This is a genomic window from Pseudomonadota bacterium (genome assembly GCA_034189865.1).
Lineage (GTDB): Bacteria > Pseudomonadota > Gammaproteobacteria > UBA5335 > UBA5335 > JAXHTV01.
On the sequence record JAXHTV010000003.1, the window covers coordinates 140,301 to 165,276 of the forward strand.

At 58.6% G+C, this 24,976-nt stretch carries 24 protein-coding genes; 6 read left to right on the forward strand and 18 right to left on the reverse strand.

Annotated elements, in window-relative coordinates:
- Window positions 1–54: 54 nt before the first annotated feature.
- From cmk to mtnA, 9 genes are all read right to left on the reverse strand, one after another.
- On the reverse strand, window positions 55–789 hold the full coding sequence (gene cmk, locus SVU69_02660) for a (d)CMP kinase (GenBank protein ID MDY6941898.1): 735 nt from the start codon (window positions 787–789) through the stop codon (window positions 55–57).
- Complete coding sequence (gene aroA / locus SVU69_02665) at window positions 782–2,107, reverse strand: 3-phosphoshikimate 1-carboxyvinyltransferase (protein ID MDY6941899.1); 1,326 nt, start codon at window positions 2,105–2,107, stop codon at window positions 782–784. Before aroA ends, cmk begins: the two co-directional genes overlap by 8 nt.
- A gap of 8 nt (window positions 2,108–2,115) precedes the next feature.
- On the reverse strand, window positions 2,116–2,973 hold the full coding sequence (locus SVU69_02670; GenBank protein MDY6941900.1) for a prephenate dehydrogenase/arogenate dehydrogenase family protein: 858 nt from the start codon (window positions 2,971–2,973) through the stop codon (window positions 2,116–2,118).
- Entirely contained in the window at window positions 2,970–4,100 is a 1,131-nt protein-coding gene (gene hisC, locus SVU69_02675) for a histidinol-phosphate transaminase (GenBank protein ID MDY6941901.1), read from the reverse strand. The genes SVU69_02670 and hisC overlap by 4 nt, the downstream gene beginning before the upstream one ends.
- 93 nt (window positions 4,101–4,193) lie before the next feature.
- On the reverse strand, window positions 4,194–5,282 hold the full coding sequence (pheA, locus tag SVU69_02680; protein MDY6941902.1) for a prephenate dehydratase: 1,089 nt from the start codon (window positions 5,280–5,282) through the stop codon (window positions 4,194–4,196).
- 51 nt (window positions 5,283–5,333) lie between these two features.
- Window positions 5,334–6,497, reverse strand: a complete 1,164-nt coding sequence (locus SVU69_02685) for a phosphoglycerate dehydrogenase (GenBank protein ID MDY6941903.1) — start codon at window positions 6,495–6,497, stop codon at window positions 5,334–5,336.
- Between the two features lie 76 nt (window positions 6,498–6,573).
- Window positions 6,574–7,656: a 3-phosphoserine/phosphohydroxythreonine transaminase gene (gene serC / locus SVU69_02690; GenBank protein ID MDY6941904.1), complete on the reverse strand. Its 1,083-nt coding sequence runs from the start codon at window positions 7,654–7,656 to the stop codon at window positions 6,574–6,576.
- Window positions 7,657–7,726: 70 nt separating this feature from the next.
- Window positions 7,727–10,312 carry a DNA gyrase subunit A gene (gene gyrA, locus SVU69_02695; GenBank protein MDY6941905.1) on the reverse strand — a complete coding sequence of 862 codons (2,586 nt, stop codon included), beginning with the start codon at window positions 10,310–10,312 and terminating at the stop codon, window positions 7,727–7,729.
- 220 nt (window positions 10,313–10,532) lie between these two features.
- Window positions 10,533–11,576, reverse strand: coding sequence for an S-methyl-5-thioribose-1-phosphate isomerase (gene mtnA, locus SVU69_02700; protein ID MDY6941906.1), 1,044 nt, complete (start codon window positions 11,574–11,576; stop codon window positions 10,533–10,535).
- 232 nt (window positions 11,577–11,808) lie between these two features.
- Here mtnA and SVU69_02705 point away from each other — a divergent pair, with 232 nt between their 5' ends.
- Genes SVU69_02705 through SVU69_02730 form a run of 6 tightly spaced genes read left to right on the forward strand, consistent with a single transcriptional unit; the run spans window position 11,809 to window position 17,559 of the window.
- Window positions 11,809–13,146, forward strand: coding sequence for a TRZ/ATZ family hydrolase (locus tag SVU69_02705; GenBank protein ID MDY6941907.1), 1,338 nt, complete (start codon window positions 11,809–11,811; stop codon window positions 13,144–13,146).
- Window positions 13,143–13,874: a bifunctional 2-polyprenyl-6-hydroxyphenol methylase/3-demethylubiquinol 3-O-methyltransferase UbiG gene (ubiG, locus tag SVU69_02710; GenBank protein ID MDY6941908.1), complete on the forward strand. Its 732-nt coding sequence runs from the start codon at window positions 13,143–13,145 to the stop codon at window positions 13,872–13,874. The genes SVU69_02705 and ubiG overlap by 4 nt, the downstream gene beginning before the upstream one ends.
- 10 nt (window positions 13,875–13,884) lie before the next feature.
- Window positions 13,885–14,547, forward strand: a complete 663-nt coding sequence (locus tag SVU69_02715; protein ID MDY6941909.1) for an HAD-IA family hydrolase — start codon at window positions 13,885–13,887, stop codon at window positions 14,545–14,547.
- Window positions 14,544–15,839: a DNA recombination protein RmuC gene (gene rmuC, locus SVU69_02720; GenBank protein ID MDY6941910.1), complete on the forward strand. Its 1,296-nt coding sequence runs from the start codon at window positions 14,544–14,546 to the stop codon at window positions 15,837–15,839. The genes SVU69_02715 and rmuC overlap by 4 nt, the downstream gene beginning before the upstream one ends.
- A gap of 18 nt (window positions 15,840–15,857) precedes the next feature.
- A complete protein-coding gene (locus SVU69_02725) occupies window positions 15,858–16,724 on the forward strand; it encodes a squalene/phytoene synthase family protein (GenBank protein MDY6941911.1) in 867 nt (288 codons plus the stop codon).
- A gap of 46 nt (window positions 16,725–16,770) precedes the next feature.
- Complete coding sequence (locus tag SVU69_02730; protein MDY6941912.1) at window positions 16,771–17,559, forward strand: SDR family NAD(P)-dependent oxidoreductase; 789 nt, start codon at window positions 16,771–16,773, stop codon at window positions 17,557–17,559.
- 16 nt (window positions 17,560–17,575) lie between these two features.
- On the opposite strand, the gene SVU69_02735 is transcribed toward SVU69_02730, so the two are convergent.
- From SVU69_02735 to SVU69_02775, 9 genes are all read right to left on the reverse strand, one after another.
- Window positions 17,576–18,004, reverse strand: coding sequence for a DnaJ family domain-containing protein (locus tag SVU69_02735; GenBank protein ID MDY6941913.1), 429 nt, complete (start codon window positions 18,002–18,004; stop codon window positions 17,576–17,578).
- A gap of 27 nt (window positions 18,005–18,031) precedes the next feature.
- A complete protein-coding gene (locus tag SVU69_02740; GenBank protein ID MDY6941914.1) occupies window positions 18,032–19,099 on the reverse strand; it encodes a PA0069 family radical SAM protein in 1,068 nt (355 codons plus the stop codon).
- A 23-nt stretch (window positions 19,100–19,122) separates the two neighbouring features.
- The gene (gene phnP, locus SVU69_02745) at window positions 19,123–19,908 is read right to left on the reverse strand and encodes a phosphonate metabolism protein PhnP (protein MDY6941915.1); all 786 of its coding nucleotides are present in this window, start codon (window positions 19,906–19,908) and stop codon (window positions 19,123–19,125) included.
- A 16-nt stretch (window positions 19,909–19,924) separates the two neighbouring features.
- Entirely contained in the window at window positions 19,925–20,593 is a 669-nt protein-coding gene (locus SVU69_02750; protein MDY6941916.1) for an endonuclease III domain-containing protein, read from the reverse strand.
- Entirely contained in the window at window positions 20,590–21,486 is an 897-nt protein-coding gene (locus tag SVU69_02755; protein MDY6941917.1) for a pseudouridine synthase, read from the reverse strand. Before SVU69_02755 ends, SVU69_02750 begins: the two co-directional genes overlap by 4 nt.
- Window positions 21,479–22,093, reverse strand: coding sequence for an SMC-Scp complex subunit ScpB (scpB, locus tag SVU69_02760; protein ID MDY6941918.1), 615 nt, complete (start codon window positions 22,091–22,093; stop codon window positions 21,479–21,481). Before scpB ends, SVU69_02755 begins: the two co-directional genes overlap by 8 nt.
- A gap of 33 nt (window positions 22,094–22,126) precedes the next feature.
- On the reverse strand, window positions 22,127–22,942 hold the full coding sequence (locus SVU69_02765) for a ScpA family protein (GenBank protein MDY6941919.1): 816 nt from the start codon (window positions 22,940–22,942) through the stop codon (window positions 22,127–22,129).
- A 60-nt stretch (window positions 22,943–23,002) separates the two neighbouring features.
- A complete protein-coding gene (locus tag SVU69_02770; protein MDY6941920.1) occupies window positions 23,003–24,220 on the reverse strand; it encodes a tryptophan--tRNA ligase in 1,218 nt (405 codons plus the stop codon).
- Between the two features lie 104 nt (window positions 24,221–24,324).
- Window positions 24,325–24,948 carry an L-threonylcarbamoyladenylate synthase gene (locus tag SVU69_02775; protein MDY6941921.1) on the reverse strand — a complete coding sequence of 208 codons (624 nt, stop codon included), beginning with the start codon at window positions 24,946–24,948 and terminating at the stop codon, window positions 24,325–24,327.
- Window positions 24,949–24,976 lie beyond the last annotated feature (28 nt).

Sequence of the window (24,976 nt, forward strand, 5' to 3'; positions counted from 1 at the left end):
AGGACGTGCCATTCAACGACTCAATTCGTTCGCTAAAACACGACCGACACAAAACTAGCCGCTACCGGGAACGAGGCCTCGTTTTACTGCCAAATCAACCACATAAGAAAACACGTCGTCGATTCCTAATGCGGTAGAATCCACCGTCACCGCATCATCGGCCGGACGCAAAGGGGATACGGAACGATTCGTGTCCCGCAGATCCCGTGCCCGCACCTCGGCTGCGAGTTGCGAGAGATTAGCATTTAACCCCATTTCCTTCAACTGCTTATAGCGCCTCTCCGCCCGCATTTCAGCACTGGCGACGAGAAAAACTTTAAGTGGCGCGTCGGGAAAAACAACCGTCCCCATATCTCGCCCATCGGCCACTAATCCCGGCCGTCTCAAAAATCCGCGCTGCGTACCCATCAATGCCTGTCTGACCTGCGGATGAACGGCAACTCGTGAGGCGGCTTCTCCGGTTTTTTCATCCCGGACTCTGGTGGTTACGTCGCGCTCTCCCAGGAGTATCCGTTCTTCATAGTCGTCCGTGACTTCAAATCGAACGATCAAATCCGCCGCTGCCGCAGCCAATTTTGCTTCATCGTTCAGTGCGATACCGGAATCCAACGCGTCGATGGCCACCAAACGATACAGGGCGCCGCTATCCAGGAGATTCCAATTCAAATGTTTTGCCAGCCGCCGGCTTAGGGTACCTTTACCGGAGCCGCTAGGACCGTCAACGCAAATAATGGGGATAGCGGTACCCGAACGCTCAGCTGCAATAACCGTTTCGTCGCGCTCAGTCATCCGCGACCTCAATGGACAAGCCCGTCCTCTGAGCGATCTCGACAAATCCGGGGAACGAAGTCTCGACATTTCGACATTGCTTGATGCGGATGGGCGATCGGGCCCGAAGACCGGCCATCGCCATGGCCATTGCCACCCGGTGATCACCGTGGCTGTCGATCTCCCCGCCCATCATCCGGCCACCGCGAATACAGATACCATCCGGCGTTGTTTGGGCGGCGATACCCACAACATTGAGCGCATCGGCCATCACCGAAAGCCGATCACTTTCTTTGACGCGCAACTCCTCCGCACCGGTCAATCGTGTCTCGCCTTCGGCGCATGCCGCGGCGACGAAAATGACGGGGAACTCGTCAATCGCCAAAGGCACTAATTCAACCGGTATCTCTATACCCTTCAAGTTGGCGGAACGGACGCGAATATCCGCCACCGGCTCGGCTCCCATATCCGGCAACCGCTGGACTTCGATATCCCCGCCCATCAGCCGAAGTATATCGATGATTCCAGTTCGGGTCGGATTGATCCCGACCTTTCGAAGCACAATGTCGGAATCCGGTGCGATACTCGCCCCCACCATCCAAAATGCGGCCGAAGAGATATCTGCCGGCACTTCGATTGGGCGGCCCGTCAATTGCCCACCAGACCGAATTTCCACTCGCCCGGACTCGACGATCAGCGGATAACCAAGACTTTGCAGCATTCGCTCGGTGTGGTCGCGTGTGGGCGCCGGCTCATATACGATCGTGCGGCCGGTCGCGTACAAGCCAGCCAAAATAATTGCGGATTTAACTTGCGCACTGGCGACCGGCAATCGGTATTCGATGCCGCGCAGCGTTTGTCCGCCCCGTATTTTCAGCGGCGCGGTGCCCGCCTCCGACGATTCGATCTGCGCCCCCATCAATTGCAGGGGCTCGATCACGCGCCGCATGGGCCGGCGATTCAACGACTCATCACCCGCCAGCTCGCTGTCGAAACGCTGGGCACTCAATAGACCGGAGAGCAGACGCATGGATGTACCCGAATTCCCGAGATCCAAAGCACCACTTGCCTCCCTCAAGCCAGCCAGCCCGACACCGTGGATCGTCACGCTTCGGTCTTTCGGACCTTCGATCGACACCCCCATGGCCCGAAATGCATCACGTGTGGCCAAGCAATCCAACCCATCGAGAAAACCTGTCACTTGCGAACGACCGTCCGCTAACGCACCCAGCATGATGGAGCGGTGCGAAATCGATTTATCGCCGGGCACCTGGACAGGACCCTGCAGGCAACCGCCGGGTTGGACGACGTAAGTGTTATCGACAAAGGTTTTAGACACTCGATTTCCTAGGCAATGAACGCATCGCGCGCAATTTTGGCACGGGAGAATACCGCCTCAATAGCGTCGCCATCTCCCGCCGCAATGGCATCACGCAATTGATTCAAGTCCGCGAAAAAAAGGTCGATCATGCGCACCAAGGGCTCCCGATTGGTGAGGCAGATATCACGCCACATCACCGGGTCACTCGAAGCGATGCGCGTAAAATCGCGGAACCCGCCCGCGGCAAACTGGAATACCTCAGATCGTTCGTCCATTCGCGCCAAGGTATCCACTAAACTGTACGCCACCACATGGGGCAGGTGACTGGTTGCCGCAAGCACCTCGTCGTGATGCGCAGCGTCCATCACGACCACATTGGCGCCGGCTTGCCGCCACATCTCGCGGACCCGCTCCACTGCCGTCTCGGCCGTATCGGCCATGGGAGTCAAAATTACGCGGCGGCCTTCAAACAACTCAGGGAATGCCGCAGCCACGCCGCTGTTCTCGGTTCCTGCGATGGGGTGCCCTGGAACGAAGGATGCCGGATGCTTCCCCATAACGGCTTGGACATCTCGAACGACCGCTTGCTTGGCGCTGCCCACATCCGTTATGACCGCATCGTCGGCCAATGCCGGACAAATCCGCTCCAATACCGCGCGCATCGCACCCATGGGTACAGCCAGCACCACCAGATCCGCGCCGGTAACCGCCTGCTCAAGATCCAGACAGTAACGATCAATCGCGCCTTTCTCGACCGCCTGCCGAAGATGCGCTTCACTGCGGCCGGCGCCGACGACTTCCCGGCACCAATTGGCCCGCTTCAAGGCCAGCGCCAACGAACCGCCGATAAGGCCCACACCAACAATGCACAGTCGCTGAATCATGATGCAATGATACCTTCCAGCGTCCGCAGGAAACGTTCATTCTCTTCGCGCAACCCCACACTCACCCGCAGAAAATCCGGCAATCCGTAACCGCTGATGGGACGGACAATCACGCCGCTCTTGAGTAGCGCCTCGAAACAGCCATTGGCATTGGGTACCCGAAAGCTGACGAAATTGGCAACCGACGGAATGAAATAAAGCCCCAACCGCGCCAATTCGTCATGCAGTTGCTGCAACCCCTCCCGGTTACATGCCCGGCTTCGCTCGAGATGATCCGCGTCGGCCAGTGCCGCCACGGCAGCCGTCTGTGCGAACAGATTGACGTTGAACGGCTGGCGAACGCGGTTGAGCAAATCCGCCATTTTTGGATGGGACACCGCATACCCGACCCGCAGACCGGCCAAGCCGAACGCTTTCGAAAAGGTTCGAGTGACAATCAGGTTGGGATAATGTTGTAAATACGACAAACCCGTTGGGTAGGCTGGATGTTCGACATACTCCGCATAGGCCTCGTCCAGGACCACAACCACCTCAGGCGGCACGCCGGCCAAGAAACGCTTTAAAGCCGCATCGTCGAACCAAGTGCCGGTCGGATTATTGGGATTGGCGATAAATACGACGGCCGTGTCCGCGTCGATGAGCGATGACATGGCCACCAAATCATGTCCGTAGGGATGGGGGCTATCCTCCGGGTTTGCCCGCGCCGCTCTGAGCTCCGCCCCCACCGCTTGTGTCGCCAAGGCATAGATCGCGAAAGCGTGGTCAGATACCACGGCGTTCAGTCCCGGCCGCAAAAAGATTCGTGCCACGAACTCCAAAATGTCGTTGGAACCATTTCCCAACGTCAAACAATCGGTCGCAATCCGGTAGCGCTCCGCCAACGCCTGCTTGAGCGCGAAACCATTGCCGTCCGGGTATCGCCCTAAATCCGACATTAATGGCGTGATCGCCGCCTGAACGGACTTGGATGGGCCAAGCGGGTTTTCATTGGACGCCAGCTTGATGATGTCGCTGAGGCCAAGCTCCCGTTGCAACTCCTCAATCGGTTTGCCGGGTTGATAAGGTGCGAGTGCACGAATCCCGGGGAGGGCCCCCTCGATAAAAGGAAAATCAGAACCTTGCGTCATAACGACCCTACAGATGAACCCATGGACTCGACACCGGAACCGTGCGGTAAGGCAAGATCGTTACTCGGGCGAAGCCTTGATCCCACGGCGCATTCAGCCAATCGCTGTCGGGTAGGAACCCAGAATTTTGTACACAGTCGCTTTTTTCTTAACCTCGGCCAGTGCGGCGGCGACCGGCGCATCCTCCGTATGACCTTCGATATCGAGAAAAAAATTGTAATCCCAACGGCTCCGACGAGACGGCCGCGATTCGATACGCGTGAGACTCACGCCATGGCGCGCGAAGGGCTCGAGCACAGCATAGAGCGCACCCGGCTGATTGGCCGCCGAGACCATTAGCGAAGTTTTATCATCCCCGGTGGCATTGACCTCCTGCCGCCCGATGACGAGAAAACGCGTGGTATTGTCCGGCTCGTCCTCAATGTTCTCAGCCAGTACTTTCAAACCATAAACATCCGCCGCATCACGGCTGGCAACGGCGGCACCGCCACCGTCCGAAAGCTCCGCCACGCGGCGAGCCGCCTCGGCATTGCTACTCACGGATTCTCGTTGCGCATTCGGCAAATGGGTATCCAACCATCGCCGGCATTGGCCAAGCGATTGCGAGTGACTGTAAACGGTGTCTATGGATGCCAATTCATTGGCGCACGAGAGCAGGCAATGGTGAACAGGCAGCACAATCTCGCCGCAAATCTTCAAGTTCGATCGGGCGAACATATCCAACGTGTGGGTCACCACACCTTCCGTGGAGTTCTCGATTGGCACGACTCCATAGTCTGCGCTGCCGGACGCAACCTCCCGGAAAACATCGTCGATCGCCGGCAATGGCAGCGCGTTCACGCCATGGCCGAAGTGCTTGAAGGTCGCCGCCTGAGTGTAGGTTCCTGCTGGACCGAAATAGGCCACACGCAGCGGGTGCTGCAACGCCAAACAGGACGACATGATCTCACGGAACAAGCGAACCACCGTATCATCCGACAAGGGCCCGTCGTTTCGCTCGACCACCCCGCGCAAGATCTCGGCCTCTCGCCCCGGGCGATAAAATCCGTCTTTCTCGCCCGTTTTCGTTTTGACTTCCGCCACACGCTGGGCCAGCGTAGCGCGTTCACTGATTAACGCCTGAAGCTTTTGATCCAAACGGTCAATCTGACGCCGGATTTCGGATAGATCATCTTCGCTCATGAACTAATTGCAACACCCTGCCGACCAACATTCTGTCGATTGCATATCGCGTTAAACGGTCCGGACGGCCAAGACGCCTTCTATCGAGCGAATGTGGTCCAGCGCCTGTTCCGTAATCGGTTTGTCGACATCGACGACCGTATATGCCAAATCGCCTTTGGATTTGTTCAGCATATCGAGAATGTTTAAATCAGATTTCGCAAGCTCGGAAGAAATCTGACCTAACATATTGACGACATTGGCATTAGCAATGCACAAACGGTAACCTTCCGTATGCGGCAGTATCGTCTCCGGAAAGTTCACCGAGTTCACGATGTTGCCGTTTTCCAGATAATCCCGAATCTGACTGACCGCCATGACCGCGCAATTCTCTTCCGCTTCCCGAGTCGAAGCACCTAAATGCGGCAGCGCAATGACGTTCGGACGTTTCTTCAACTGGTTGTTCGGAAAATCCGACACGTACCCGCCAAGCTTTCCGCTATCCAGACCCTCTCGGATCACATCGGCGTCGACCACCCCGTCGCGCGCGAAGTTCAAAACCACCGAGCCGTCGCGGACCCGCGCCAAGCGCTCCCGACTCAGCATGTTGCGGGTGTGTTCGTTCAGCGGAACGTGAAAAGTGACGAATTCCGACTTGGCCAATACTTCTTCGACGCTACTGGCCTGCTCCACGCCGGATGACAATTGCCAAGCACTCTGTACGGTAATTTTCGGGTCAAAGCCGATCACACGCATTCCCAAGGCATGCGCGGCGTTGGCGACGCGAACGCCGATCGCGCCTAACCCGATGACACCCAACGTGCGGCCCGGTAGTTCGGTCCCCACAAAGCGCTTCTTGCCGGCCTCGACTTCACGATGCAGGTATTCGTCATCACCTTCGAGGCCGCCGACGAAATTCAGTGCAGCCGGAATATTTCTTGCCGACAGCAACAGACCCGCAATAACCAATTCTTTCACGGCATTGGCATTGGCCCCCGGCGTGTTGAACACCGGTACGCCACGGTCCGAAAGCACATTGATAGGAATGTTGTTGACCCCTGCGCCCGCCCGGCCGACAGCCTTCAAGCCAGGACCGAAAGTCATCTCGTGCATCACCTGAGAGCGCACCAGAATCGCGTCCGGGTCGCTGACATCGTTACTACATTGGTACCGGTCCTCGGGAAACAATGCCAACCCGCGGGGTGAAATATTGTTCAGGGTGAGTATTTTGAACATTCGGAACCCAATTAGAAATATTAATAAATAAAGCCCTCAACTCATTGTAAAATGAGGAGATTAACAATAATAACAGCTAGCCGTGACGACGCTCGAAGTCTCTCATGAAATCGATTAACGCGTCGACCGCGCCCATCGGGACCGCATTGTAAATACTGGCGCGCATACCACCGACCGAGCGATGGCCCTTTAAAGCAATCAGACCCGCCGCTTTCGCCTGAGAGAGAAACTCCGCATCCAAGGCACTGTCGCCGAGGATAAACGGCACATTCATCCAAGAACGATGGGCCGGTTTGACAGGATTTGAATAGAAAGCTGAGCCATCAATCGTCGAGTAAAGCCGCGCCGCTTTGTCGCGATTTTTCTCACCCATCGCGGTCAGGCCACCTTCAGCTTTAAGCCATTGAAAAACCAAGCCGGCGACATACCACGCGAAAGCCGGCGGCGTGTTATACATCGAATCGGCTTCGGCATGCTTGGCGTAATCGAACATACTGGGGGTCACCGGCGATGCATTGCCGATCAAATCTTCCCGGACGATCACCACCGTAATGCCCGCAGGCCCGATGTTCTTTTGTGCTCCGGCATAGATCACACCGAACCGGCTGACATCGATAGGCCGGGACAGCAGCGTTGACGAAAAATCCCCGACCAAGGGGACGTCGCCGGTTTCGGGTATCTCGTGAAATTCCACACCCCCGATTGTTTCGTTGGGCGTGTAGTGCACGTAAGCGGCGTCGGCCTTCAATTGCCACGTCGATTGATCCGGGATCTCCGTGAATCCGCTTTGCTGAGAACTCGCGGCCACATTGACATCACAATACCGCTGCGCTTCAGCGATGGCTTTTTTTGACCAGCTACCTGTGTTGATGTAGTCGGCAGAGGATTTTCCGCCCAACAAGTTCAAAGGCACCATCGCGAACTGGCTGGTCGCACCGCCCTGCAAAAACAGAACCTTGTAGTTACCCGGGATATGCAGCAGATCACGCAGATCACTCTCGGCTCGTTCGGCAATGCTGATAAATTCTTTACCGCGATGGCTCATTTCCATCACGGAGGTGCCGCTTCCACCCCAGTCCAGCAACTCTTCTCGAATCTGCTCTAAAACCGACACCGGCAAGGCGGCCGGACCCGCACTGAAATTGTAAACGCGTGTCATAAAAACCCCTTAGGCAAACGCGTATCAAAAGTATTCAAGAGTTGCCGGTACACGTGAGCGACCGTCGATATCAGGGCGCTTCCGGCTCCGGACTCGTATCGTCAGCTTCGTCCTCGATGCCGGCCACGTCCTCATCGAGCTGGACGATCCGGTCGATACCACAAAGGCGTTCTCTCTCGTCGAGACGTATGACGCGGACGCCTTGGGTATTTCGACCAAGCAGGGAGATCTCGTCCACAGAAGTTCGCACCAAGGTACCGGTATCACTGATCAACATAATCTGATCATCCGACGCCACCTGGATGGCTCCGACCAGTTCACCGTTTCGTTCATTGGTTTGAATGGCGATCACGCCTTGGCCACCCCGGCCATAGAGCGGGAATTCGTCTACCGCGCTTCGTTTGCCGAAACCTTTCTCGGTAACCGTCAGCAAATCGCCTTCTCCGACGATCACCAAACCGATGACCCGCTGATCATTGCGCAAACGAATACCGCGAACACCCGCGGCGGTTCGGCCCATCGCCCGAACGTCCGACTCCTTGAATCGGGTGGCCTTGCCGGAATTCGAAAACAACATCACATCGGCATCGCCGTCGGTAATTGCCACATCGACGAGACGATCGCCGTCTTTTAGAGCAATGGCGATAATGCCGGTGCTGCGGGGGCGCGAAAAGTCGGACAAAGGAGTCTTCTTAACCGTTCCTTGTGTCGTTGCCATGAAAACGTAGGCGTTATCCAGATAATCGCGGATAGGCTGAACGGCGTTGATTCGCTCATCCGGCTCCAATGGCAACAGATTGACGAACGGCTTACCCCGGGCGACGCGACTGCTCTGCGGCAACTCATAGACTTTCAGCCAATACACCTTGCCGAGGCTGGAGAAACAAAGCAGCGTGTCATGCGTGTTGGCGATAAACAGCTTGTCGACAAAGTCTGACTCTTTATGGGTGGTCGCGGTTTTACCGCGCCCACCACGTCGCTGCGCCTTATACTCGGCCAAGGGTTGCGCTTTCACATACCCCTGGTGCGAGAGCGTGACGACGACGTCTTCTTCAGCGATTAGGTCCTCCAAGCTGAGTCCCAAGTGGTGCTCAATGATCTCGGTGCGCCGCTCGTCGCCATAACCATCGCGGACCTCGACCAACTCTTGGCGAATCACTTCCATTAAACGTTTGGGGTTGGCGATAATTTGACCCAATTCATCAATTTTATCGAGCAACTCATTGTATTCATTCAAGAGTTTCTCTTGCTCCAGGGCTGTCAAGCGATGCAATCGCAGATCCAGAATCGCTTGTGCCTGTTGCGGCGAAAGATGATAGCCGTCGGGATGCGCACCATACTCGGGACCCAGGTCCTCGGGACGTGTTCCTGACGCTTCGGCCCGCTCGAGCATGGTTTCGACCATGCCCGGCTTCCAGGCCCGCGCCACTAAGGCTTCCCTGGCCTGTGCAGGACCGCTGGAACGTTTGATCAGATCGATAATGTCGTCGATATTGGCCAAGGCGACGGCCAAACCTTCGACGAGATGGGCACGCTCGCGGGCTTTACGCAGGTCGTAAAGGGTACGCCGGGTCACGACCTCGCGGCGGTGGCGAACGAATGCTTCGAGCAACTGCTTCAGATTCAGCAGTTGGGGCTGCCCGTCGAGCAGGCCGACCATGTTGATGCCGAACACAGTCTGGAGAGCCGTATGCTGATACAGATTGTTCAACACCACTTCGCCCGACTCGCCGCGTCGCAGTTCGATCACCACGCGCAGTCCGTCTTTATCGGACTCGTCTCGCAGCTCGGTGATACCCTCAACCCGCTTTTCTTTAACTAACTCGGCGATGCGTTCGAGCAACCGGGCCTTGTTGACCTGATACGGCAGTTCCGTGACGACAATACTCTGCTTACCCCGATCATCCTCTTCGATGTTCGCGCGCGCCCGCAGGTATATACGCCCACGACCGGTGCGGTAAGCCTCACCGATGCCCGTGGCGCCGTTAATCATGGCGGCCGTCGGAAAATCGGGCCCCGGCAAATGCTGCATCAAATCGTCAATGGACGATTCCGGATCGTCAATCAAAGCCAGACAAGCATTCACAACCTCAGTTAAATTATGAGGCGGAATGTTGGTGGCCATACCCACCGCAATCCCCGATGAACCGTTGACCAACAGATTGGGCACGCGGGTCGGGAGAACGACCGGCTCCCGCTCTGATTCGTCATAGTTGGGGGTAAAATCTACCGTCTCTTTGTCGAGATCGGCCAACAACTCGTGGGCCAACTTCGACATGCGCACTTCGGTGTAACGCATGGCGGCAGGAGAATCGCCGTCGACAGACCCGAAGTTACCCTGCCCGTCGATCAGCATGTAGCGCATAGAGAATGGCTGCGCCATGCGGACAATGGTGTCGTACACTGCGGCATCGCCATGGGGATGGTATTTACCGATCACGTCGCCGACGACACGCGCTGATTTTTTGTAAGGCTTGTTCCAGTCGTTGCCCAACTCCCGCATGGCGTAGAGAACCCGCCGGTGGACGGGTTTCAAGCCATCACGCACATCGGGCAAAGCCCGCCCTACGATGACGCTCATAGCGTAGTCCAGGTAGGACTGCCGCATTTCGTCTTCTAAGTTTACGTCGAGTATTTCTTTTCCAGCGTCAGACATCGGGGTTAACCCAGTTCCTTACCCAGTCACACAGACCATCCCTGGCACTCACCGGCGTATTCGGCCGAGCAACCACACCGACACCCGGTGTTCGCCCGATCCTCGCGGCGTCAATGATATCTAGCCGCGATAACCGAGCGAGCGGAAGGCAATTTAATCGGCGAATACTAACACAACAGCCATCCAAAACCGCAGCATTTGGATGTACCGGGATTTGTATTTAGTGGCTGTCCGTATACAGTCGACGAATCCCGCCGGCGGTGGGCCGATGCACCACACCTTGCTCGGTCACCAGGGCGGTGATGAGTTCGGCAGGGGTCACGTCAAAGGCGGGGTTGACCACCGTCACGAGCTCGGCTTGAGACTCGCTAAGCCGCGGCAAGATCTCTTCCGGACCGCGGAACTCGATGGGTATGTCATTGCCGGATTCCAATCCCATGTCAATGGTCGACAAGGGCGCAACCACCATGAATGGAATCTTGTGACGGGCCGCTGCCACGGCCAGTGAATAGGTGCCGATTTTATTGGCCACATCGCCATTGGCGGTAATGCGATCGGCCCCAACGGCGACCCATTGGATCTCGCCACGCGCCATCAAATAGGCAGCCGCACTGTCGACGATTAGGTTGACCGGGATACCGTCCCGGCTCAGTTCCCAGGCGGTCAAACGGGCGCCCTGCAACCAAGGCCGCGATTCGGTCGCGAAAACCTGACCAATCCGACGTTCGGCATAAGCCGCACGGATGACGCCCAACGCCGTGCCAAATCCCGCGGTTGCTAGCGAACCGGTATTGCAATGGGTCAGCACGTTGGAGCCCGGGGATATTAGCTGTGCCCCATGCGCCCCCATGCGTTTATTAGCGGTCAGATCTTCCGCCAGAATCCGCTCGGCCTCCGCCAACAATCCGACCACATCGCCCGGGGCTCCGGATTTGGCGCGGTGAAACATCCGTGAGAGTGCCCATCGCAGATTAACGGCGGTCGGACGCGACGCCGCCAACGTTTCCGCGGCCTCCCCCAGGCCACTTAACCATTGGTCATCCGATCCCGCCTGCAAACGCTGAGCGGCTAACACCATCGCGTAGGCGGCGGCGATGCCGATGGCTGGCGCACCCCGAACAACCATATCGCGAATCGCTTCCGCGGCTTGTTGTTCGGTCGTCACACGCAAGAAATGAACTTCGTCCGGTAAACGACGCTGATCCAGCAGAACCAAACAATCGTCATACCATTCGACGGCGCGAACAGAATCGAAAGAAGACATGGTTTTCTCAGGCAATGGGCTTGTGAAAGGTCAAAAACGTGCGAATTCTAGCATAGCCCTTAACACCCGCCACGCGGATCGGGCGTCGCCTTATCCTTTGCGCCAGCGAATACACGTCATCAAAAATGATAGAATTGTCAGCCACCAAACTACAGTTTAACCCTGATCAGTGGCACATCCGCGGCCTGCTGGCGATACGACACGAATAAGATATTCATTTCGGGGAACGAGCGTGAAAACAGTCGAGGCGATCGTTGAGGCCCGTTGGGTCATTCCCGTTGAACCCGAAGGCGTGGTGCTCGATCATCACGCCGTGGTGACGGACAAAGGGCGGATTGTGGCCGTCGTTCCACAAGAGCAGGCGCGACAAACGTATCAAGCGGGGGCGATCACTTCCTTGCCGCATCATGCGCTGATCCCCGGACTCATCAACGCCCATACTCACACGCCCATGACCCTGCTGCGCGGGCTGGCTGACGATTTACCCCTTATGCGTTGGTTGAACGAGCATATATGGCCGGCCGAGCAGCGCTGGGTGAGCCCCAAGTTTGTCAGTGACGGGACCACCGCTGCGATCGCGGAGATGATCAAGGGCGGCATCACCTGCTTCAATGACATGTACTTCTTCCCGGATGTCATCGCGCAGCAGGCAGCCCAGTTCGGCATTCGTGCCTGTGTCGGCTTGATCATGCTCGACTTCCCCACCATCTGGGGCGAAGGACCCGATGACTATCTCACCAAAGGCTTGCGCGTTCACGACGAATTTCGCAGCCATCCGTTGATCCGCACCGCCTTCGCCCCGCATGCGCCCTATACGGTGTCGGACGACCCGCTCAAGCGGCTCCGAACGCTCTCTGACGAGTTGGACATCCCGGTCCACATGCACATCCACGAGACGGCGGCTGAAGTGGAGGAAAGCGAGCAAAAACTGGGTAAACGGCCGCTGGCCCGCCTCAACGGGTTGGGTCTGGTTAATCCCAGCTTATTGGCGGTGCACATGACCCAACTCAACGACGAGGAAATCACGCTCGTGGCGGATCAAGGGGTGCACGTCCTGCATTGCCCGGAATCAAACCTCAAACTGGCCAGCGGGTTTTGCCCCGCCGCCCGGTTGGATGCGGCGGGCGTCAACCTGGCCTTGGGCACCGACGGCAGCGCCAGCAACAACGACCTCGACATGTTCGGTGAGATGCGCACGGCCGCGCTTCTGGCCAAAGGTGTCGCCGGCGATGCCAGCGCTTTACCTGCGGCCCGTGTACTCCAAATGGCCACGTTAAACGGCGCCCGTGCCTTGGGAATCGCCGACCAGACCGGCAGCCTGGTGGCCGGAAAATGGGCCGACATGGCCGCAGTTGACCTCCATGGGGTTGATCGACTGCCGATCTACCATCCGGTGTCCCAGCTGGTCTATACCGCCCACCGCGACCACGTCACCGATGTCTGGATTGGCGGCCGCCATCTCCTGAGCCAAGGCACGCTGACCCATATGGATGAAAGCCAGATCCAATCCCAGATGGTGGATTGGGGATTACGTATCGCAGCCAGTGACTCGGAGTTACCGCACCCATGACCGATCAAACCGAATCCCAGCCGACCGAGCTGAACGTCGATCGCGACGAAATCCGCAAGTTCGAAGCGCTGGCCAGTCGTTGGTGGGATCCGACCAGCGAATTCAAGCCATTACACGATATCAACCCGTTGCGTCTGGATTACATCGACAAGCGCGTGGGATTGAAAGGTCTTCGCGTCATCGACGTCGGCTGCGGCGGCGGGATCCTGAGTGAGAGCATGGCGCTCCGCGGTGCGGAGGTGATCGGTATCGACATGGGCGAAGCGCCTTTATCGGTCGCGAAGTTGCACGCCGAGCAATCAGGTGCAAAGCTCACTTACCGGCACGCGACAGCAGAAGCGATGGCGGCTGAAATGCCGGGGGCGTTTGATGTGGTTACCTGCCTGGAGATGCTGGAGCACGTACCGGATCCTGCTGCGGTGGTGAAAGCCTGCGCCGATCTGGTCAAACCCGGCGGACACGTCTTTTTCTCCACCATCAACCGCACCCCCAAAGCGTTCGTCTTCGCCATCCTCGGTGCCGAGTATGTTCTGAATCTGCTCCCCCGAGGAACCCATGAATTCGCGAAGTTTATCCGTCCCTCGGAGTTGGAAAGCTGGGCCCGCCGGGCGAATCTCACCACCGAAGATTTGACCGGGATGCATTACAACCCCATTTTGAAGTATTACTGGCTGGCACCCGGCGTCGGCGTGAACTACCTGATGGCCTGCGTTAAAGAATCGGCCTGAGGATTTATATTTGGCACACTTTCGCGGCGTCCTGTTCGATCTGGACGGCACACTCCTGGATACGGCACCCGACATGGCCGGTGCGCTCAATCGGTTGCTGGAGGAAGAAAACCACCCCGCGCTGCCGCTTGAGAGGATCCGCCCCGAAGTCTCACGGGGGGCGGGCGGATTGATTCGCCTCGGATTCGGCCTCGAGCCGGACCATCCGCAGGCCGCCGACCTCAGGCAACGATTCCTGTCCCACTACCAACGGAATATTTGCCGGGAAACCCGGCTGTTCCATGGTATGGAAGCCGTGCTCACAATGTTTGAGCAGGCGGAAATTCCCTGGGGAATCGTGACCAATAAACCGGCCTATCTAACCGAGCCCTTGGTGGCGGCACTGGAGCTCGATACCCGCAGCGCCTGCATCATCTCGGGGGATACCACCGCACACAGCAAACCGCACCCGCTGCCTGTACTCACCGCCTGCGAACAGATCGGTTGTTCACCCTCCGAAGCCTTGTTTATCGGCGACGATGCCCGCGATGTGGCTGCCGGGCGAGCCGCAGGAGCGACCAATCTGATTGCCCTTTTCGGTTATCTGGGTGTGAGAAGCGAACCAGAAACTTGGGGTGCCGATGGTTCGGTATCCCATCCCGGGGAGATTCTTAGCTGGGTCTTCGGTACGTGAACGTCGCTGTCATCACCCCCCATCTTCCGACGCTGATTATTTCAGCCGTTGTCGCTTTGATCGTCGGCATTGTGATTGGCCGTTGGAGCCTGCAACGCCGGCTTTCCGCCATGCGCGTCGAGCAGACCCGCCTACAAACCACGCTGGACAGCGAACGCCGCCATACCGAAGAGCGCATCAGCGAGTTGCATCAAGCACGCCAATCGATGGCCGATAGTTTCAGCGCGCTTTCCCGCGAAGCGCTGAAGGCCAATAACGAAGAATTCCTCCGCGTCGCCCGCGAGCGTCTCGAGCAATTTCAAATCAAAGCCGCCAACCAACTGGGTGAGCGCGAACAATCCATCGCTAATCTGGTCAAGCCCATCAGCGCCACGTTGGAGAAAACCGAACAACAATTGCGCCAGATGGAGAAGGAGCGGAAAGAATCCTTCGGCGCAATCCGGACGATTCTGGAACAGGTCACCTTGTCGCAACAGGATCTACAAACCGAAACGCGTCGGCTGGTGCAGGCGCTCAGACGACCGGAAGTACGCGGTCAGTGGGGCGAACTGACGTTACGGCGGCTGGCCGAGATCGCCGGCATGGTGGACCATTGCGATTTCTACGAGCAACCGCACTCCACCGACGGTGACGGAGCCGGCATCCGACCGGACATGGTGATTCGGATGCCGGAAAACCGCGAGATCGTCGTAGATGTTAAAACACCACTGGACAGCTATCTGAACGCGCTGGAAGCGGACAGCGACGAGCATCGCCAACAACATTTGAAAAAACACGCGCTCAAGGTCAGGGAACGCATACGGGAATTATCCTCCAAAGCGTACTGGAGTCAGTTCGCCCGCAGCCCAGACTTTGTGGTCTTATTTATCCCTGGAGACCAGTTTCTTTCCGCTGCGATTGATGTGGATTCCCAGTTGATCGAGGATGCCCTACGGCAAAAGGTGGTCGTGGCCACGCCTACCAGTTTCATCGCCTTGCTGCGCGCCGTCGCATTCGGTTGGCGACAACTGGCGTTGGCCGAAAACGCCGAGCAAATCCGGGACCTGGGCGAAGAACTCTACAAACGACTGGCGACCTTTACCGAGCATCTCAATCGCCTTGGCAAGTCCCTGGGCAGCAGCGTCGACCACTACAACAAAGCGGTCGGATCCCTGGAACGACAGGTCATCCCCGGCGCGCGCCGCTTCCCGGAAATGGGCATCAAGGCCGCCAAAGACATCCCGCCGTTGGACCCGCTGGACCACACCACCCGTCGCATTGACGGGTCCGACCTCCCCGATGCGTCGGAATAGCGCTTCCCAGACGCCCCCATGAACCCGGACAGTTATTGCCAAGACCGCATCACACGCTCGGCACCGGAGCTGAACCTGGCGTTGCAGTTCACGCCGCCAAACTGGCGGGCCTCGCTGCGGGCTTTGTATGCGGTTTATTTCGAAATCCGCAACCCCGTCGATACCGCCTTGGAACCGGGTGTGGCCCAAGCGAAACTGCAGTGGTGGAGCGATGAAATCCGCAGCGCTGCGCAGGGCGAGCCGCATCACCCGGCAACGCAAGCCCTGCTTGCCCACCTGCCGTCGTCGCACCCTCGGCCTGAACAATGGCTGGAACTGATGGCCGGGAGTCAGATGGATTTAACCCATGAGGGATACCAAACGCTGCACGACTTGGGTCTGTATTGCTACCGCACCGGCGGAGTGCTCCACGCCATGGCGGCGGGCGTATGCGGCGGGAGCGATCCCCAAACGCAGGCGGTCGCCCGGCAACTGGGTAATGGCATCAGGCTGGCGGAGTTGATACAGCGAACGCGGGTTCTGGCACGTCTCGGGCGCATTTACCTGCCCGCCGAGATTCTCAAGCGCCACGAGGTGTCGCACGACGCGCTATCAAAAGCCGACGCCGCGCCGGAGATACGGGCGGCTTTGGAAGAGCTGACACGCGCGGCCGAGAAACATTTCGAGCAGGCCCGTGACGAGCTGCCAAGCGCCAATCGTGCTGCTTTGAGAACACCTTTGTTATTGTCCAAATTGGCCGAATACCACTTGCAACAGCTGCGGCGAAATAACTTTCGTTTCGATCCGCCCGGCGGCAGAACCGAACCGCTGCGCAGGCTCTGGCTGTTGTGGCGCACGGCGGGCCGGGAAGCACGGGCCTGTGTCCGGCAAGGACACCCGCGCTAAGGCCCTTTACACTTTGCTCACTCGCTTTATTCGGAGATCCATTTCCATGCCAGATCACCCCGCAGACGCCCGGCCCCTGAAAGACCGAATCATTCTCGTTACCGGTGCAGGTCGTGGCATCGGTGCGGCGGTCTCCCGCCAGCTGGCCCGGTCAGGGGCGACGGTGGTTCTGTCGGGACCGCGCGTATCCGAACTCGAAGTCGTCTACGATGACATTTTAGCGGCCGGCGGTCCCACACCCGCCATTGCCCCCATCAATCTGGAGTCGCTCCATTGGGATGAGGCCCAAACCCTGGTGGACACCATGGGAGACGAGTTCGGCCGTTTGGACGGGGTGCTCCATAACGCCGCCCATTTGCATGGCCTAACACCACTGGCCAATTTCCCGCTGGCGGAATGGTACAAAACCCTGCAAATCAATCTGAACGCCCCTTTCGTGCTGACAATGTGCTGCCTGCCGGTGTTGCGTCAGTCATCGGATGCGTCCATCGTCTTCACCAGCGACCAGGTCGGCCTGCAAGCCAAGGCGTACTACGGTGCCTACGGCGTCAGCAAATTCGCGCTGCAAGGTCTCATGCAAACGCTGGCGGAAGAAACCCGGGACAACACAAACATTCGCGTTAATAGCATCGATCCAGGCCCGGTCGACACCGAACTGTACCGACGTATTTTTCCCGAACCCGATTTGAATGGCCTGGCCCAGCCCAGCGATATCGCACTGCCCTACGTTTACCTACTCGGTCCCGCCAGTCGCGGCATCACCGGGCAGCATTTTCGGGCTCAGGAAGACGGTCCGTGGCAATCCCAGGCGGGCGACGAACTTAAGGCCCCGTAAAGCGGGCGAGGACACCTTAAGTTCGATCACGACCGTCTTCTGGCGGCGTGTGAACAGGCGAGTCCGGGTCCGGTTCCGCCAGTTGTCGGAGTAATTGTGCGTGGTATTCGGGGGAGTTGAGATAGCCCGCTCGATGGCCACGCTCGGCTTCCAGGCGTATCAAAAGCAGATTGAGTTTTCTTCTGGCTTGGTTTCTGGCGTTTTCGTCTGTCTCGTCCAGACGGCTGATGAAGCTTTCCAAATCCTGAACTTGGCGCCGCGTTTCAAGCTCAGGCGGGAGACAGTTCGCATTTTTGAGTACCCGATAAGCCATCCGCAGCTCGTCCGGCACCAGCGCATTGCACTCCAGTTCCAGCGGCCGGCCCTGCCCCGCCAAATCTTCAAACGCGCCCTGCCGAAGGGCATCCGCAATGCGTTGTTCCACCAACTCATCGAACCAGTGCAATGTCCGCGCTCCCAGTATGGGTACCGGTCAACTAAAAAGCGCCAATTGACCACCCGCGGGAGTTGGCGGGCGAAACTGTCCGCAATCTAGCGCCGCGGTGTGTTCACTCAGGCCTAAACGTCGACAGGCCATGCGAAAACGCTGCGCCACGACGTCGGCGTAAGCACCATCGCCCCGCCCCCGACGACCGAACTGGCTGCGATAAAGCGCGCCACCATGCATCTGCCGCAGGGTGTTCAATACATGGGCCGCTTTCAGTGGGTAGTGGGTTTCCAGCCAGCTGGCAAACAGGCCTTGTAGTTCGTGGGGTAGCCTCAACATGACAAAGCCGGCCGCTTGGGCGCCGTGTGCTCGTGCCGCCTCCAACAAGCGCTCCAGTTCCGGGTCCGTCAGCACGGGTATCACCGGCGCCACCGAGACACTGACTGGGATTCCATGCTTTGCCAGCGTCTCAATCACGCGCAGGCGCCGTTTCCCACCGGCTGCCCGGGGTTCCAACCGCCGCTCGAGGTCGGCATCCAGCGTGGTTAAGCTCACCGCCACGCCGACAAGCGATGCCTCCGCCATTTGCTGCAAGATATCCAGGTCGCGTTCGATCAGTGCGGATTTGGTAATCAAATACACCGGATGGCGGGCTTCCAGTAGCACCTCGAGCAGGGCGCGCGTCAACTGGAACCGCTTTTCGATGGGCTGATAGGCATCGGTGTTAACGCCAAGGGCGATGGGCGCACACGCATAGCCGGGAGCCGATAATTCCCGGCGCAATTTCTCCGCCGCGTCGGGCTTATAAAAAAGCCGCGATTCAAAATCCAGGCCCGGCGACAATCCGAGATAGGCATGACTGGGGCGCGCAAAACAGTAGCTGCAGCCATGTTCACAGCCGCGGTAGGGATTGATGGAACGATCGAACGGCACATCGGGACTGTCGTTGTAGGCAATCACCCGCCGCGCGTGATCCACCTCGACCGAAGTCTGTATGGATGGAACGCCCTCGGCCGCACGATACCAGCCGTCATCCTCGGGCTGCTTGGTAAGATGGTCGAAGCGACCGGCGGGATTGTCCACCGCCCCGCGGCCTTTGATGGGAACGCGCATTCCGTCACCGCGGCATTCATCACTCACCGAACGCTCTCCTCCACCGGCAGCCGAATCTCCAAACCATCGTAGGCCCATTCGACGCCATCCGGAAGCGTCGCGTTCGGGGCCATACGCCAACAATCCAGCTTGTGATCAACATGGGTCAGGATGGCCCGTTCCGCCCCGATCTCGGATTGAATCGCCAAGGCCATGTTGAGGTCGTTATGGTTTCGATTCGGCGTCGGAAGCGGCGGAAAACTGCAATCCAGAAACATCACGTCGGGCCGCCGGGCCACCAACCACTCACGAGTGGCCACGGGCAGGCCGACGGTGTCGGTCAGATAGGCCAGGCGACGACCCTTCGATTCGAAAATGTAGCCGAACGTGGGTTTGGAATGCTGCAGCGGCACTGGGGTGATCTTGAGATCCGGCAGCTCGAACGTTTCGAACGGACGCAGTGCCGGCTGGTAGTCCAGAAGACCGGGATGCTTGTACAGGTCGGCACATCCTTCGGCATCCGGCGGCGAAAACACCGGAATCGTCCGCCCGGATTTTCCCCATCGCAGACGAAACAAACCCTGAACATGGTCCACGTGATAGTGGGTCAATAACACGTGGGTCAGGTCGCTTGGTGTCAGCATCTGGACCAAATCCATGTGGCCGGCATCCACGAGCAGTCGGGTCGAACCGGCAATCAGTAACCCGCAACTGGAATGGCGAACGCCCGCGCCGTCAAGCCGTGCACGCTCGCACACAGCGCAGTCGCATCCGAACACCGGCACACCCGCCGCGTTGCCGCTACCGAGCACTTTGAATTCAATAGCCACGTCCATGATCGGGCCCTCAGCTCACCGAATTTGCTCTGGCATGGCGACACTGGTGGGCCAGCACGCAGGACGAGCAATGGGGTCTGGGTCGGCAGATGTGTTTGGCATGGGCGACGATCAAGGCGTGATACTCCCCATATTGATCTACCGACCCACCGGCCGGCCAATGGCTTTCCACCGCCGCACGCAGTGCCTCGTAAGGCATCGGCCCGGCAATCAAACCCAAACGAGAAAAAAGGCGCTGGGTATACGCGTCGATCACGAACACCGCGCGGGAAAACGCATAAAGCAGAATCGAGTCGGCCGTTTCCGGCCCGACGCCATGGACTTGGAGCAACCCCCGTCGCAAACTCTCCGTCGGGCAGGATTCCAGCGCCGCGAATCCGCCGCTTTCGACGAACCAGTGGCAAAGGGCCTGAAGCCGGCGTGCTTTGACGTTGTAATAGCCCGCCGGCCGAATGAGCTCACCCAACTCGACCGCCGTGCGCGCGAGCAGCGCCTCCGGTGTCAGGCAGCGCACCGACCGCAGCGTGGCGATGGCCTTTTCTACCTGTGTCCACGAGGTGTTTTGGGTCAATACGGCACCCACCAAAATCTCGAAGCGCTCCTCGGCCGGCCACCAATGTTGCCGCCCGTATTCTGTAAGCAAACGCTCATAGACCGTGGTCAGGCCTTGGGGGGTCATCGGCGAGGTGGTTTTCGCCGATCGCTGCGACGGGGACGGGCCGAACGCTGGGAACCTGGCCGAGTCGCACCGCCCTTTCGCTCCACTCTCTCACTGCCAGGCGACTGATTCGGGGGAGGAATCTTGCGAGCTTTGGGTACTGACAACCCGCCGGCGCGGTAGAGTTTCGCCATCTCCCCCCGAGCGAGCTCCAGGGATTGACCCGAACGCAGTGTCCCCGGCAAGCGGATGGGGCCGAAACGCACCCGAATAAGTCGACTCACCGTGACGCCCTGAGACTCCCACAAGCGGCGCACTTCCCGTCGGCGGCCTTCTTTCAGCACCACCCGGTACCAACGGTTGGCGCCCTGGCCACCCCCTTCGCTGATGGACGCGAATCGTGCCGGTCCGTCGTCCAGCTCCACCCCTCGAAGCAGCGCGCCGATGACTTCACCCGAGACCTCGCCCAGTACCCGAACGGCGTACTCCCGTTCCAGCTCTCCCCGAGGATGCATTAAGGCATTGGCCAATGCACCATCGGTGGTAAAGAGCAGCAAGCCCGCGGTGTTGATGTCCAAACGCCCGACAGCGATCCAGCGCCCCTCCGTCAGGGGCGGCAAATGCGCAAAAACGGTATCGCGGCCGGTCGTATCCTTACGGGCCGTCAGCTGACCTTCGGGTTTGTTGTAAAGCAATACCCGAGGCGCAGCAGCCGGCGCCGAGGTCACCGGTTTGCCGTCGATGCAGACCGATTCATGACCGACGATCCGCTGGCCCAACTCGGCGATTTTGCCGTTGACGCTTACCCGTCCGGCGGCGATCCACGTTTCGATTTCTCGCCGGGAACCCAAGCCGCGATCGGCCAGGACTTTCTGTAACCGCTGGCCTGCTGCCGGGTTTGATGGGTCATTCATGGGTGTCGTGTTCCGCCGAAACTTCGGCCTGAGACGATTCCGGATCCGATGCCAACGCCAAGGTCACGTTCAATGAGTCGGGATCCCGGAACTCGGCCAGTGCCGGCAGCTCGGTTAAAGAGCGAAGGTTAAAGTAATCCAGAAACGCGGGGGTGGTGCCATAGAGCGCCGGCCGACCGGGTACTTCCCGATGCCCCACCACCCGGACCCACCCCCGATCCAGCAGCGTGCGAATGATATGGGTGCTCACACTCACGCCTCGCACATGCTCGATCTCACCCCGGGTCACCGGCTGACGGTAGGCGATCAACGCCAAGGTTTCCAACAGGGCCCGCGAATAACGCGCTGGCCGTTCGGCCTCCAACCGCGCCACCCAAGGGGCGTAGTCATTGCGAATCTGGAAGCGAAAACCGCTGGCGACCCGCACCAACTCCAGGGCCGAGTCGGCATAACGGCCGGTTAAATCCTCCAAAGCTTGGCGGATCATGCGCTTGTCGGGTTGATCCTCACCCTCGAACAAGCCGAGGAGGCGGTCTTCCGAAAGCGGTTCGGCCGCCGCCATCAGGGCGGCTTCCAAAACGTGAATGAGGGTTCGGTCGTCGCTCAAACTCGTGTCTCTAGTGACTGGGTGAACACCGGCTCAGCTACTTTCTGCCGGCACCACGGCGCTGCGGCCGACGTCCGGTACACGGACGTAAATCGGCGCAAACGGCGCGGTTTGCTGGAGTTCGATCAATGCCTCTTTGGCCAATTCGAGTACGGAAAAAAACGTCACCACCACACCCAATCGCCCTTCACCGGACAAGAGAAGTTCAGCGAATTCGATATGTTCGCGCTGACGCAAGGTCGCCAAAATCATCGACATCTTTTCCCGCACCGATAAGGTTTCCCGCTGCACATGATGGTGCGCGAAAGCTTCGCTCCGCGCCAGTACCGCCTGGAACGCGGTGATCAGGTCGCGAAGATCCACATCCGGCAACGGCCGCTCCAGATCCGGCGGCTCCGGGCAGGCGACCGTCACGGGAAAAAGATCACGTGCGACCCGCGGCAAGGCATCCAAATCCTCCGCCGCTTGTTTGATTCGCTCGTATTCCTGGAGCCGCCGGATCAAGTCGGCGCGCGGATCGGACTCATCGTCATCCACCGTCTCGGGACGGGGAAGCAGCATGCGCGATTTGATCTCGGCGAGAATTGACGCCATCACCAGATAGTCGCCGGCCAACTCCAATCGCATGCCCTGCATGAATTCGATGTAGCTCATGTACTGCTCGGTGATCAATGCCACCGGGATATCGAGGATGTCCAGGTTCTGCTTTTTGATCAGATACAACAGCAGATCGAGCGGGCCCTCGAAGGTTTCAAGAAAGATTTCCAGCGCATCGGGAGGGATGTACAAGTCCTGCGGAAACGCATCGAGCGGTTGCCCCGCCACCACCGCAACCGGACTGTCGGTCACCGCGGCCTCGCCGTGTTCGGCGGTCCGCTCATCAGGCGCTCGGGTGTCCGTCTCCACCACCTAACGGTAATCCAGGCCCATGGCCTTGCGGACATCGAACAAGGTCTCTTGAGCCAACTCGCGCGCTTCTTCTGCGCCTTCCCGAAGAATCCCGCGGACCTGATCGGGATCCTGATCCAGCTCCTTGATGCGGGCCTGAATCGGTGCGAGCTCAGCGTGGATGGCGTCGATCAGCGGCCGCTTGCAGTCAATGCAGCCAATGCCCGCACTGCGACAGCCGTTTTGTACCCAATCCCGAACATCCGCCGAGGAATAGACCTGGTGCAACGGCCACACCGGACACTTGTCCGGCTCGCCGGGATCATCCCGGCGAACCCGCTGCGGGTCGGTGGGCATGGTGCGAATTTTGCGATCGACGTCCTCGGGCGATTCACGCAATGCAATGGTGTTGCCGTAGGATTTGGACATCTTGTTGCCATCCAGTCCTGGCATTCGGGCGGCCTTGGTGAGCAACGCCTCCGGCTCTACCAGAATGATACGCCCGCCACCCTCCAGATAGCCCAATAACCGATCCCGGTCCGAGAGCGTCAGGTTTTTCTGATCTTCTACCAGCGCCCGCGCCACCTCTAGGGCTTCTTCTTCCCCCTTCTCCTGGTAACGTCGACGCAGATCGTGGAACAACTTGGCGGATTTTTTACCCATCTTGCGAATGGCGTCCGCCGCCTTGGTTTCGAAACCCGGTTCGCGCCCGAACAGATGATTGAAACGCCGGGCAATCTCGCGGGTGAGCTCCACATGGGGCACCTGATCCTCGCCCACCGGCACCAGCGTGGCGTTGTAAATCAAAATATCCGCGCTTTGCAGCAACGGATAACCGAGAAAGCCATAGGTGGACAGATCACGCTCTTTGAGCTTTTCTTGCTGGTCTTTATAGGTTGGCACCCGTTCCAGCCAACCCAGGGGCGTGATCATCGACAACAGCAGATGCAACTCGGCATGCTCAGGCACCTGCGACTGAATAAAAATCTTGCTCTGACGGGGGTCCACACCCACCGCCAGCCACTCAACCACCATGTTGATGGCGGTGTCGGCAATGGCCTCGGGCGTTTCGTAGTGGGTGGTGAGCGCGTGCCAGTCGGCAACGAAAAACAGGCATTCCATTTCGTGCTGCAACCGCAACCAGTTTTTCAATACACCGTGATAGTGCCCCAGATGCAAGGCCCCCGATGCCCGCATACCGGATACGACCCGGTTGGGCTGATTTGAATGGCTAGGCACACCCTCTCCTGTTGTGCGAGTTCACGAGCGTCCCTGCGCGTCCGTCTGAACACGCAGAACAATTTTTGGACGGTTGATTATATAGCGTTGGGACGCACGTTCCATTAAACCGATAGCATCGAGCAATCGCCTTTCCCCTCTCGAATCACTTCCGGAACGCCGGTGGAGAAATCAATCACACTGGTCGGTTCGAAGCCGCAATTGCCGCCATCCAGTATCAAGTCCACCTGTTTATTGAGTCGTTCCTGAATATCAACGGGGTCCGTGAGCGGCAACTCATCGCCGGGCAACATCAGCGTGCAGCTCATTAACGGTTCGTCCAACAGTTCCAGCAAACCCTGAGCCACCGGGTGATCGGGCACCCGAATGCCGATGATCTTGCGTTTGGGGTTCTGAAGCCGCCGGGGCACGTCGCGTGTGGCGGGCAGCAAAAACGTATAGGGTCCCGGTGTCATGGTCTTGATCAAACGATAGACGGTGTTATCGACTTTGGCGTACACGGCGATCTCATTGAGATTCCGGCAAACGAGGGTGAAATGATGGTTCTTGTCAAAACCCCGAATCCGCCGAATGCGCTCCATCGCATCTTTATCGCCGATATGGCAACCAAGCGCGTAGCACGAATCGGTGGGGTATACGATCACACCGCCATCGCGAATGATCTCGACGGCCTGACTCAACAGCCGGCGTTGCGGGTTCTCAGCGTGAATGGAAAAGAACTGCGTCATAGGACGTATCGCCTCGCAAACGGATGAA